Consider the following 12,293-nt stretch of genomic DNA (forward strand, 5'->3'; position numbering starts at 1 on the left):
AGCCATCACGTTTCTGACGGCCTCAGGACCTGCGCTTCCGGGCCCCTCCCGCGTGGGAACGGAAGTCCGGATGTCGCCCTCTAACCAGCTGTGGACCCACGCCTCTGTCATGACCGCGGGCGCCTACGACTGCCCCCTCTCAGGAAGGCGAGATACGCGCGATGTACCTGCGCACTGCAGCAACCGCTCTCACCGCGACCATCGTCGGCCTCACGGGCTCTCACACAGCCTCGGCGGCGGACGGTCCGGGCCTGAGCATCAGCATCCGCGAAAATGACAGCGACAGCACCGCAGACGGCCCCCTTCAGCAGGGTGCGCCCGTCGTGGTCACGTCCGACGTCGACCTGACCTCCCTGGCCGCGGACGGCAACGGCAACTTCACTGTGAAGTCTCCGGCGTTCGCCAAGGACGTGACCGTTCAGATGCGGAAGAACAGCTTCGGGGAGGGCTACGGCACCATCAGCTGCGACATCGGGCCGGGAAGCTACCCGGTCGACATCGCCGGGCAGCACGAGAAGTCCGCAGCGATCGGCAACCGGGGGCACCTGACCATCACGGTCAAGGCCGACAACGACCGGTACTGCGAGCAGACGGCCGGTTCCTCCAGCCGCACCGGCACCGTTGCCGCAGTCGCCGGAGGCGGCGCGACAGTCCTCGCCGCCGCCGGCTACACGGCCGTGCGCCGCCGGAGGACCAGGAACACCTGACCCCGGCAGTACCGGGAGCCGCCGTCACCACACGGCGGCTGACGTGCCCTGGCCAGCAAAAAGCCCTCCCGGGCGGGAGGGCGAGGGGTGACGCTGGCGGCCTGTCACCTGCCGTCGATACGCATTCGACACGATCCATAGCCAACTACGGCCCCTACGGCCGCCGGTAGGCCGAGCGGTCGACACTTGCTTCAGGCTCCCTCGTGAAGGTCACATAGGCGGGGCACTCGGGGTCTCCCACCTGCATGAGGGCGAAGAGATCCAGGTCGTGGTTCGCGAACCTGTGGAGGTACTGGAGGAACAGCTCCAACTCTTCGCCCGACAGCCGCTCATCGTGCCTCTCATTGCGCATGCGGTCACGGTAGCTCTCAGCCGGCAACTGTCCGGGAGACAGTATGTGTCCCGAACGAACTGCGGCTCCTCCCGTGGTCGGGGCCGGAGGTCGGCTACATGTCCCGCCTGGCGGACAACAACGAAGCGGTGCAACTGGGCACGGGTCAGGCCGATCAAGGGGAACCGGCGATGTCGACCAACCGGCTCTGCGCCTCGGTCACTTCAGCGGACCGTGGCGGCGCCTGCGACCCCTCCGGGCCATCCGGCCATCAGCTGCGTCTCATCGCTCGCCGGGTCACGTTTCTGGCTTGTCGATCACCTTCCAGTACTGTGACACGGAAGGCGGCGCGTCCCACATCGGGGTGGGGACCACGTAGACGTTGTTCAGGGCACTGTTTCCCAGCGGCGCCAGGGCGTGGCCCGGGTAGGCGCGGGGGATGATCGCGTAGGTGTCTTCGTAGCTGTTGATGTCGTCGTGGACCAGGCGGAGGTCCACTGCTGACGGATGCCTCCGTCCTTCTCCTGCAGGCGCGGGAAATCAGTCGCCGAGGTGGCCGACGCGGTCAGGCAGCGTCCGTTCTCGAATGTCTTGATCAGATAGGCGCCACCATCGAACGGCTTGAGGTACCACAGGTGGCCCGGATACCCCTTCGCGGTCATCAACGGGCTCAGGTTCCACGTCTGGATGGCCTCGTTGACGTTGTCGTTGTAGTTGTCCGTCTCGATGTAGGTGCCGGTCACCTCATGGATGAACATGAACGGCCCGCCGGTCTTCTTCGGGGTGATGGTTGCCATGTGGCCTCACTTCCGCGTGCCGGTGAATGGATATCCACCCGGTCGAATGTCTGTGGCGGCGTTACCTGTGCCACTCGCCCCCCAACCGCAAACCAGTGCGAATGAGAATCACTTGCGCAGCCTGTGGGTCTTGCCGCCAGTCACGTCCGCCTGCTCGGCTCCGCCTGGGTCGATGGCGTACGGGATGGGAGCACCCCGCGCTCGCCACTACGGACCCGCGGCTTCGAACTGCGCCCCCTCCAGCCCGGTGCCGGCCTCGTGGGGGCGAGCGATTGCACGCCTTCTTCGCCACGCCCTACTACTGCGGTCCACGCCCCGAGGAAGCCGTAGCCATTCGCGTGAAGGACGTGGTTGGGGGGGGACAGCGTGCCCGTGCTGCCGGCGCCCTGCGCCCAGTACGTCGAGGGGCGGCTGCCTGATTTGAAGCGGCGGCTCGAAGCTGCCGGAGATCTTCCCGAGCTGCCGGACCTCGGCTGACTCTCGCGGGCGAGAACTACGACACGTATTCGACACGGCCACCCGCGAAAACCCGGTGACGGCCGGACAGCCCCGGAGTCTTCCCTTGAGCGTCGGGGGAGCGCCCGGGGCTTTGTCGTGTCTAGTGAAACGTGCCCTGGCCAGCAAAAAGCCCTCCCGATCGGGAGGGCGAGGGGTGGCGCCCCCGGCAGGACTCGAACCTGCGGCCAAGCGCTTAGAAGGCGCCTGCTCTATCCACTGAGCTACGGGGGCCTGGTGCGGGACAAGGATAAAGCTCCCCGTTCCTTGACCCGGATGCTTCGCCTCCGTGGCTCGATGTGGAGGTTCAGTGAAGCGGTCCTGATAATCGCAGGCAGGTACGAATCGTGCACCGCTTTTGGCCCCTGGCGCACAGGGTGTTGTGCACTCGTTATGCCTGGACTGTGCCCGTGTCCCGGTCATCCCTTACATCCGATGTGTTCCATCGGCGCGCTGAGATGTCCATATGCTTCAGAATTCCCCTAAATTTGGGCATTCTTCGCATGTGGTGACCTTGGACGTAGGGCCTCAGCTGCTCGACACACTCTCCGCGCTGCGCGACCGTGTCGACGCCGCACGCTTTCCGCTGCCCCTGGCCGGGGCCCCACGCGCGCGTGCGAACCGCGAAGAACTCCTGGCGCAGCTAGACGACTACCTGCTGCCCCGGCTGCGGGAGCCGGAGGCGCCCCTGCTGGCCGTCGTCGGCGGCTCCACCGGGGCCGGCAAGTCGACCCTCGTGAACTCCCTTGTGGGGCGCCGGGTCAGCGAGGCGGGCGTGTTGCGGCCGACGACCCGCACGCCGGTGCTGGTCTGTCATCCGGAGGACCATCACTGGTTCAGCAGCATGCGTGTCCTCCCCCACCTCACCCGCGTGTGGGTGCCGGACCAGGAGGCGGGTGACGACCTCCTGATCTCCGGTCCGAACCGCGCGCGCGTGCTGCGCGTCGAGACCGCCGACACCCTCCCGCGCGGGCTCGCCCTGCTCGACGCGCCCGACATCGATTCCCTGATCGCCGACAACCGTGTCCTGGCCGCCCAGCTGATCTGCGCCGCAGACGTCTGGGTCATGGTCACCACCGCCGCCCGCTATGCCGACGCCGTTCCCTGGCATCTGCTGCGCACCGCCAAGGAGTACGACGCCGCCCTGGTGACCGTCCTCGACCGCGTGCCCCACCAGGTCGTCTCCGAGGTCTCCCGCCAGTACGGCGCCCTGCTCACCAAGGCCGGCCTCGGTGACGTACCCCGCTTCACCGTGCCGGAGCTGCCCGAGTCGGCCTGGGGCGGCGGTCTGCTCCCCGCCACCGCCGTGGCAGCTCTGCGGACCTGGCTCGTCCACCACGCCCAGGACTCCACGGCCCGCCAGCGCGTCATGGCCCGTACGGCGTACGGCCTCCTCGACTCGCTGAAGTCGCGCCTGCCCGAGCTGGCCAGTGCCGCCGCCGCCCAGTACGCGGCCGCCCTCCGGCTCACCTCCGCCGTCGAGAGCGCGTACGACAGCGAGCAGGCGCGCGTGCGCGGTCGGCTGCAGTCCGGGGCCGTGCTCGCCGGGGACGCCCTCAAGCGCTGGCGCGCCTTCCCTCTCGACTGCACTCCCGGTGAGCTGCTGGACTCCCTCGTGGAGAGCCTGGCCGCGCTCCTCCTGTGCTCCGTCACCGCCGCCGACGAGCGCGTCGACGAGGCCTGGCGGCGCGAGCCCGCCGCGGGCGCCGCCGGGCTCGCCGGCCGGGATCCCTCCCTGCAGAACGCCGAGCACCGCATCGGGCTCGCCGTACGGCGCTGGCGGCGCGAGTTGGAGGAGTACGCCGAGGACGAGGTACGGGAACTCGAGCGCAGCGTCGCGCCCGACGCCGAGGTCGTCGCCGCCCTGGTCGCCACCGCGCTGCTGGGCGGGCGCCGGGCGCGCAACGCGGGCGAGAGGCTCGCCGAGCGGATCAGCGCCCACGGCGCGCTTCGGCTGCGCGACCGGGCCGGACGCCTGCTGACCGAACACGTCGACCGCGTCATGCACGCCGAACGCGAGCGGCGCCTCGCCCCGCTCGACGCCCTGGACGTCCAGGCCGAGCCCCAGGCCGAACTCATCGCCGCGCTGTCCGTACTGCAGAAGGAGAGGTGACCGGTGACCGCCGTCACTGACCACGACCACACGGACCACATGAACCACATGGATCGCATGGAACGCATGGAGCACGCGGACGGGGCCGGGGCAGAGGAGCCCGGTCTCGGAGGCAAGGGCGAGCTTGGCGACAGCCTCCCGCCGGCGGGCGGCGGTTCCGGGGACGGCCTTCCGGGACAGGGAGGCCCGGCCCCGGAGGGGCACATCGCCGAGGCAGGTGCCGGCACAGGCGCCGAAGCCGAGACCACGGCCGAGTCCGATGTCGCAGTCGCGGCCGGGGCTGGGGCCGGGGCCGGGGGCGATGTCGGGGCCGCGGAACGGGACGCCGAGACGGACCTCGGGATGCACGCGCGCGTACCCGAGAAGCGTGCGGAGAGCGAGCCGCACGTGCGCGTACCGGAGAAGCGCAAGGAGAGTGAGCCCCCCGCGCGCGTACCCGAGCCGAACGGGGACGGGGAGCCGCACGCGCGCGTGAAGACCCCCGAAGCCGACGCCGGCAGCGGGCCGCACACCCGCCCCAAGGACGGCGGCCCGTCCGCCCCCGCCCCCACCCCGGCCTCCGATGCGGATCGCGACCCCGACTCCGACTCGGACCCCGACCTCGAGTCCGAGGGCGCCTGGGACGACGGGCTCATCGCCCGGCGCGTGACGGAGAGCACCGCCGCCGCCCTCGCCGCCGAGCGTGCCTCCGTACTCGACACCCCCTTGCGCAGCTCGGGCAACTCGGGCAACTCGGGTGGCCACATCCCCGCGCCCCTGGCCTACGACGGCCCCCTGCGCTCCCGTCTCGACGCCCTGCGCGAACTCGTCGGCCTCTCCCGCACCCGCCTGGACACCCGCACCCTCGCCGAGGCGGGCCGGGTGCTGGACGAGGCGACCGCCCGCCGCAAGCTCTCCGGGCGGCACACCGTCGTCGCCATCGCGGGCGCCACCGGCAGCGGAAAGTCGCAGTTGTTCAACGCGCTCGCCGGAGTGGCCATTTCGGAGACCGGCGTACGGCGCCCGACCACCGCGGCCCCGATCGCCTGCAGTTGGAGCGACGGCGCGGCGAGTCTCATCGACCGGCTCGGCATCCCGGGCCGGCTGCGCAGGCGCCCCGTGCAGAGCGCGGAGGCCGAGGGGCAGCTGCGCGGGCTGGTCCTGATCGACCTGCCCGACCACGACTCCGCGGCCGTCGAGCACCGGACGCAGGTCGACCGGATCCTGAAGCTTGTCGACGCGGTCATCTGGGTGGTCGACCCCGAGAAGTACGCGGACGCCGTGCTGCACGAGCGCTATCTGCGGCCCATGGCCGGCCACGCGGAGGTCATGTTCGTCGTCCTCAACCAGGTCGACCGGCTGCCCGGGGAGGCCGCCGACCAGGTCCTGGACGATCTGCGCCGGCTGCTCGACGAGGACGGTGTCGCGCTCGGCGAGTACGGCGAACCGGGCGCCACCGTGCTCGCGCTGTCCGCGCTCACCGGCGACGGCATCGGTGAGCTGCGCGAGGCGCTCGGCGAGTTCGTGACCGAGCGCGGCGCGGCGGCCCGCCGGGTCGCGGCCGACGTGGACGCCGCGGCCGAGGAGCTGCGGCCCCTCTACACCACCGGCCGGCGCGTCGGCCTCAGCGAGGAGGCACGGGAGGAGTTCGCCGCCCGGCTCGCGGCCGCCGTGGGCGCCACCGCGGCCGGCGAGGCCGCCGAACGCGCCTGGCTGCGCAACGCCAACCGCGCCTGCGGCACGCCCTGGCTGCGGCTGTGGCGCTGGTACCAGGACCGTGGCGGACCCATGACGGGCCGGGTCCGGGTGCGCGCCCAGACGGACGAGGAGGCCACGGCCCGCCAGCGGGTCGAACAGGCGGTCCGTACGGTCGCCGACCGGGCCTCGGCGGGTCTGCCGACGCCGTGGGCGGCGGCGGTGCGCGAGGCGGCCGCACGCGGCTCCCAGGGGCTGTCCGAGGCGCTGGACGAGCTGGCGGCGCGGGCCGGTATGCCGCTGGGACGGCCGCCGCGCCCGGGTTGGTGGCCGGTGGCCGTGCTGGTCCAGGCGGCCATGACCCTGCTGCAGGTCGTGGGCGGCCTGTGGCTGGCGGGCCAGATCGCCGGGTTCACGGCACCCAACCTGGGCGTGCCGGTGCTGCTGATGGTGTGCGGGATCGTCGGCGGGCCGCTCGTGGAGTGGGGCTGCCGGATGGCGGCCAGAGGGCCGGCACGCCGGTACGGCATGGAGGCGGAACGGCGGCTGCGGGAGGCGGCCTCCAGCTGCGGCCGGGCCCGGGTGCTCGATCCGGTGGCGGCGGAACTGCTGCGGTACCAGGAGGTGCGGGAGCAGTACGGGCGGGTGGTCCGGAGCGGTGCCGGGGCGGTGTGAGGCCGGGGCGGTGTGAGGCCGGCCGGGGCGGGAGTGGGTGCGGCCGGCGGGGGTGGGTGAGGGGGCCGGGGAACACGTGGGCCACTCGTTCGGGTGACGGGAGTTTCCACAGGCGGGTGGCTGTCCACAGCGCTCAGCGGGCTCGGCCCGGCGGAGGCAGTCTGGTCCCACGGCGATCGCACCGCACGTCCGACGAGTGGAGGGCGGGCGGCGCAGGCGATCGGCGTGGCGTGTGACGGCGTACGCGGATCGGGTGCGCCGGCACGGCAGACGCAGCCGTACGGGAGGGGCCCGTACGCGTGTCCGCCCGGTCGAAGGGCTGGGCGAGGGAGGGGTTCACGATGAACGAGACCGTGGTGTGCGTGGTGGGCAACGTGGCGACGCAGCCTGTGTACCGGGAGCCGGCGTCGGGCCCGTCGGCGCGGTTCCGGCTGGCGGTGACCTCGCGGTACTGGGACCGGGAGAAGAACGCCTGGACGGACGGGCACACCAACTTCTTCACGGTGTGGGCCAACCGCCAGCTCGCCGTGAACGTGGCGGCGTCGGTGGAGGTGGGCCAGCCCGTCGTCGTCCAGGGGCGGCTGAAGGTCCGCTCGGAGGTGCGCGAGGGGCAGCAGAGCTGGGCGTCGGCCGACATCGACGCGGTGGCCATCGGCCACGACCTGGCGCGGGGCACCGCGCTCTTCCGCCGCGCGGCCAGGCCGGAGGCGCCGGCGGCGGTACGTCCGGAGCCGAGCTGGGAGACACCGCCCGCCGAAGCCCCGGGCGACGATCTGGCCCAACAGCGCCCGGAGCCAGCGGCAGTGACATGACGTGAGCCGAGTGGTGGCTCCGTCGACCGCTCCTCGGCACTGCCTGCGACCTGGCCGACGACCCGGCCTGCGCCCGGACCGAGCTGCGGCTTGTCGGTGCGTCACGTTGAACACCCCACCGAATTGGTGGATTTGTCGATAAGCCCAGCTCGTATCCCGTCCAGGCGATAACGATTCCGGATCGGATCGGCTATCAGACGATCTGACCGGCCGGGCGAGGTCCGCGTGATCCATAGGATGCCGGGCATGCCCCTCGGGGCCGCCGATTCTGCTGGTGGGACCGTCCCCCACGTCCAACGGGTCCTGCTCGAAGGGGAATTCTGTGCTTGCTGCGTTCTCTGGGTTTCCTCGATCCGCCCAAGTGGCTCGCCTCAGCGCCGTGACGCTGGTGTCCGGCCTGGTGACGGCGAGTGTGCTGGCCGGCTCCGGCGCGGCCGCGGCCGACGGGACACCACAGACCCAGGGCGGCGCGACAGCCACGCTCAACGGTCTGAAGACCTACGGCGAGGCCGTGATCCACGAGGACGGCGGCGACCAGCAGGTGGCCGCGGGCCTGTTCGAGATGTCCGTGGACGGCGGCGGCACCCTGCAGACGTACTGCGTCGACATCCACAACCCCACCCAGCGCGACGCCCGCTACCAGGAGACGCCCTGGAGCGGCACCTCGCTGGGCGCCAACAAGGACGCCGGCCGGATCCGCTGGATCCTGCAGAACTCCTACCCCCAGGTGAACGACCTGGCCGCCCTCGCCCGGAAGGCGGGCGCGAGCGGACTGACCGAGCAGGACGCGGCGGCCGGCACCCAGGTGGCCATCTGGCGCTACTCGGACGGGGCGAAGGTCGACGCCGTCGACCCGCAGGCCGAGAAGCTCGCCGACTACCTGGAGAAGAGGGCCCGCGGCAGCGCCGAGCCGCAGGCCTCGCTGACCCTCGACCCGCCCGCGGTCTCCGGCCGCCCCGGTGATCTGCTCGGCCCGGTGACCGTGCACACCAACGCGGACAGTGTGACGGTGAGCCCGCCCGAGGACGTGGCCGGCAGCGGGGTCCGGATCATCGACAGGACCGGCAAGGTGATCACCTCGGCGAAGAACGGCAGCCGGCTGTACTTCGACATCCCCGAGGACGCGGACGACGGGTCGGCCCAGCTGACCGTGCAGGCGTCGACCACCGTGCCGGTGGGGCGTGCCTTCGCCTCCGAGAGCCGCAGCCAGACCCAGATACTGGCCGGCTCCAGCGAGTCCACGGTCTCCGCGACCGCGAGTGCCACCTGGGCGGACACGGGCGCCATACCGGCGGTGTCGGCCCGGAAGAACTGCGCCAAGGGCGGCGTGGACATCACCACCGTCAACAAGGGCGACCAGCCCTTCACCTTCGAGCTGATGGGAGCCGAGCACACCATCCCGGCGGGGGCCACCCGCACGGTGACGGTCCCGCTCCAGGAGGACCAGCCCTACGACTTCACGATCACCGGCCCGAACGGCTTCAGCGACCGCTTCACCGGCGTCCTCGACTGCAGGACCCAGGGCTCGCTGACCACCAAGAGCACCCAGACCCTCAGCGAGCCCAGCCCCGCCACGGTCGGCGGCAACACCACCCCGCCCGACACCGACCTCGCGGCCACGGGCGGCTCCGCGATCACCCCGATGATCGCCGGAGTGGCCATCGGCCTGGTGGTGATCGGTGGCGCGGCCCTGGTGATCCTGCGCCGCAAGGAGACGCCCACCGGGGAGTGACGGACCTCGCGGCCTGCCGCGCCCGCCCGGCGGCCTGCGGCAGGATTGAGCCGTGCCAACCAAGTCGGACAAGATCGAGCTGAGCGAACACGAACTTCGTGAGATCACGGGCTACGCGGCCGAGTGTGCGCGCAGGGCGCTGTCGATCTTCGAAGAGAGTCTTCCTGCCGACACCCGCCCTCGCGATGCCATCGACGCGGCGGACGCCTTTGCCGGGGGCGGCCGGCGCACGGGGGCGCTGCGGCAGAGCGGCTGGGCGGCGTTCAGGGCGGCTCAGGAGGCCGATTCACCCGCCGCGGTCGACGCGGCCCGAGCGGCCTGCCATGCGGCCGGTGCCGCGTTCCTCCATCCCCTGGCGGACGCTCATCAGGTGAAGCACATCCTCGGTGCGGCGGCGCATGCGGCGCGAGCCGAGGAGCTGGCATCCGAGGGGCCGGCATCCGAGGGTCGGCCCGTCGCCGCGGGGACCCTTGAATGGGCGCGTCGTCACGCACCGGCGGCGGTCACCGAGGTGCTCGGCCGGCTGCCCGCGGCGCCTCCCGGGGGCGGGAGAGTGGGCGAGTTCATCCGCGACCTCGACTCCGCCCTCCGCTCCTGAGAAACCCCAGGTCGGAGCGCTCCGCTTGATCGGTTTTCCACGCAGGACCGGCCGCCCGGGCAAAGCGGGAGGGTGTTCCAGGCCACCCCCGCGGCAAAAGTGGCTGACACACAGGTAAAGTCCGACCACCTATTAGGAGAACATCCGTGTGCATCGGCTTCCAGGCCGCGGTCATCTGATCGCGCCGGTCGGCGAGTCCGTGCTCAGGGATGTTGAGTTGCCTGGAGCCCGCGAAGTGTCATCGCCCTTGCCCGCTCGGTTGCGTACCGCAGCGGCACGCCTCCTCCTGCCCACGGTGCTCGCTCTGTCGTACGCCGGCCAGGCGGTCGGCGCCTTCCTCCCGAGTGTTCCCCTGCTCGTGGCCTCCGTCGTTGCCGGACTGCTGGCTGACATGGCCATGCACCGTTGGCAGCGGAGCATGGCCTCGGCCCTCGGGAAGCTGCATGCGACGGTGTTCGTGCGCCAGGTCGTGCGGGACCTTCTGCTGGTGGCTGGTCTGATCCGCATCGAGGACCAGGACTACGAGACGAAGTACCTGGTTCTCGTCTGCGGTCTGCTGGTCTTCTACTCGCTCCACTTCGCCTGCCAGGCGCTCGCGATCCTCGTCCGCCGGTCCCGCACCCTGCCCGTGGTGACCCGGAACATCGACGCCTCGCCGCTGCGGCTGAGCCCCGCTCCTCCGGCGCTGCTGATGAACCGTGCCGGGCAGCGGCTCCTGATGTTCGGCGTGCCCTCGACGGCCGGCCTGCTGGCCACCGCGGCGGGCGTCTCGGGCCGGTCCGCGGCCGCGGGCATCGCCGTGTCCGCCGCCTTCGCGGCGGTGGCCGTCGGCATGCTGCTGGTGCGCCTGCTGCCGGCCCGCAGGCCGGTGACGAGCGAGCAGGCGCTGGAGTGGTTCGAGGCCTGGCTCGCGGAGTACCAGCCGACGGCGGGCATGTACTTCTCCGGCGGCACCAGCTCGGCCTACCAGGCGAACATGTGGCTGGAGCCGCTGGCCCGGCTGGAGGGCCGTCCGCTGATCGTGCTCCGTGAGCGCTTCATGGTGCGGAAGATCGCGTCGACCGACATCCCGATCGTGTGCCTGCCCAAGGTCGCCGACCTGATGCGGCTCGAGCAGTCCACGCTGAAGATGCTGATCCACCCGTCGAACTCGGGCAAGACCTCGCAGGTGCTGCGGATCCCCACCATCAAGCACGCCTTCGTCAACCACGGCGAGAGCGACAAGCTGTCCAGCTGCAACCCGTACGCGAAGGCTTACGACGAGGTGTGGGTGGCCGGTCCCGCGGCGCGCGAGCGGTACGCCCTCGCGAACGTCGGTGTCGACGACCGGGACGTCGTGGAGATCGGACGCCCGCAGCTGGACGCGATCGCGCCCTATGCCGGTGCGCCCACCGGCCCGTACACCACGGTTCTCTACGCCCCCACGTGGGAGGGCTGGGACGGCAACCCGGGCAACACCTCGATCATCGAGGCCGGCGAGAACATCGTCCGCGCGCTCCTGGCCGATCCGGGGGTCCGGCTCCTGTACAAGCCGCACCCGCTGACGGGTTCGGTCGTTCCCCAGGCGGGAGCCGCGAACGCCCGGATCCAGGAGATGATCCGCGCCGCGAACGCCGTCCGTGCCGCGGAGCACGCCAACGAGCGACCGGCGCCCTCCGCGGCGGCTGAGCTGGCCGACCGGACCGCCGAACTCGACCGGCTGACCACGTCCTCGTTCCGGGCGAGCGCGGACGACGCGGAGCGGATGCTGCTCCAGTCGGTCCCCGAGCCCGGCCGGGCCGCGGCCGTGACCGCCGCGACCGCCGCCTGGGAGACCGCGTTCTGGGCCTCGTTCCCCGCGTGGGAGCACCAGATCGTCACCGGGGCACGGCCGAACGTCTACGCCTGCTTCAACGTGGCCGACGTGCTGGTCAGCGATGTCTCCAGCGTCATCTCCGACTACCTGGAGAGCGAGAAGCCCTACGCCGTCGCCAACACCAGCGGCCTTCCCGAGCAGGACTTCCGCACGGCCTTCCCGACGGTCCGGGCAGGCGCCGTCCTCACTCCGGACGCGGCCGGCATACCGGCCCTGCTGGAGTCCGTGCGCCACCCCGAGAAGGACGCCTACGCCGAGGCCCGCACCGAGTTGAAGCTGCACCTGCTGGGCCCCTCCGACCCGCCGTCCGTCGTCCGCTTCAACGAGGCGGCCCGGGCGCTGTGCGCGGAGGCCGAGGAGCACCGGGCGAGCATGGCGGTGCGCGCGCTCCCGGTGATCCCGACGCAGCGAGACGCCGGGGCGACCCTGGACAGCGAGCACGCCAAGGGCTGAGTCTCCAGCACGGCCAGGCCGGACCATCCGGTCCGAGGGGCCGTCACACCC

The 12,293-nt window shown here is 71.6% G+C and carries 9 protein-coding genes and 1 tRNA gene; 7 read left to right on the forward strand and 3 right to left on the reverse strand.

Going from position 1 to position 12,293, the window contains the following annotated elements:
• Nucleotides 1-323 precede the first annotated feature (323 nt).
• Nucleotides 324-707: a hypothetical protein gene (locus ACFY3C_RS05290; protein ID WP_390769765.1), complete on the forward strand. Its 384-nt coding sequence runs from the start codon at nucleotides 324-326 to the stop codon at nucleotides 705-707.
• A 154-nt stretch (nucleotides 708-861) separates the two neighbouring features.
• On the opposite strand, the gene ACFY3C_RS05295 is transcribed toward ACFY3C_RS05290, so the two are convergent.
• The 3 genes from ACFY3C_RS05295 to ACFY3C_RS05305 all read right to left on the reverse strand — a co-directional run bounded on the left by ACFY3C_RS05295 (nucleotide 862) and on the right by ACFY3C_RS05305 (nucleotide 2,564).
• Complete coding sequence (locus ACFY3C_RS05295; protein WP_390769766.1) at nucleotides 862-1,059, reverse strand: hypothetical protein; 198 nt, start codon at nucleotides 1,057-1,059, stop codon at nucleotides 862-864.
• Nucleotides 1,060-1,424: 365 nt separating this feature from the next.
• The gene (locus ACFY3C_RS05300) at nucleotides 1,425-1,835 is read right to left on the reverse strand and encodes an RICIN domain-containing protein (RefSeq protein WP_390769767.1); all 411 of its coding nucleotides are present in this window, start codon (nucleotides 1,833-1,835) and stop codon (nucleotides 1,425-1,427) included.
• Nucleotides 1,836-2,488: 653 nt separating this feature from the next.
• Nucleotides 2,489-2,564, reverse strand: a tRNA-Arg gene (locus ACFY3C_RS05305).
• 271 nt (nucleotides 2,565-2,835) lie between these two features.
• On the opposite strand from ACFY3C_RS05305, the gene ACFY3C_RS05310 reads away from it, so the two are divergent.
• From ACFY3C_RS05310 to ACFY3C_RS05335, 6 genes are all read left to right on the forward strand, one after another.
• Entirely contained in the window at nucleotides 2,836-4,443 is a 1,608-nt protein-coding gene (locus ACFY3C_RS05310) for a dynamin family protein (protein ID WP_386581191.1), read from the forward strand.
• Between the two features lie 3 nt (nucleotides 4,444-4,446).
• A complete protein-coding gene (locus tag ACFY3C_RS05315) occupies nucleotides 4,447-6,792 on the forward strand; it encodes a YfjP family GTPase (protein ID WP_390769768.1) in 2,346 nt (781 codons plus the stop codon).
• Nucleotides 6,793-7,133: 341 nt separating this feature from the next.
• On the forward strand, nucleotides 7,134-7,604 hold the full coding sequence (locus tag ACFY3C_RS05320; RefSeq protein ID WP_386581195.1) for a single-stranded DNA-binding protein: 471 nt from the start codon (nucleotides 7,134-7,136) through the stop codon (nucleotides 7,602-7,604).
• 322 nt (nucleotides 7,605-7,926) lie between these two features.
• Entirely contained in the window at nucleotides 7,927-9,336 is a 1,410-nt protein-coding gene (locus tag ACFY3C_RS05325; RefSeq protein WP_390769769.1) for a Cys-Gln thioester bond-forming surface protein, read from the forward strand.
• A 52-nt stretch (nucleotides 9,337-9,388) separates the two neighbouring features.
• Complete coding sequence (locus tag ACFY3C_RS05330; RefSeq protein ID WP_390769770.1) at nucleotides 9,389-9,934, forward strand: putative immunity protein; 546 nt, start codon at nucleotides 9,389-9,391, stop codon at nucleotides 9,932-9,934.
• Nucleotides 9,935-10,220: 286 nt separating this feature from the next.
• Entirely contained in the window at nucleotides 10,221-12,242 is a 2,022-nt protein-coding gene (locus ACFY3C_RS05335) for a hypothetical protein (protein WP_390769935.1), read from the forward strand.
• Nucleotides 12,243-12,293: the final 51 nt, after the last annotated feature.

The organism is Streptomyces sp. NPDC001410, assembly GCF_042895235.1.
Lineage (GTDB): Bacteria > Actinomycetota > Actinomycetes > Streptomycetales > Streptomycetaceae > Streptomyces.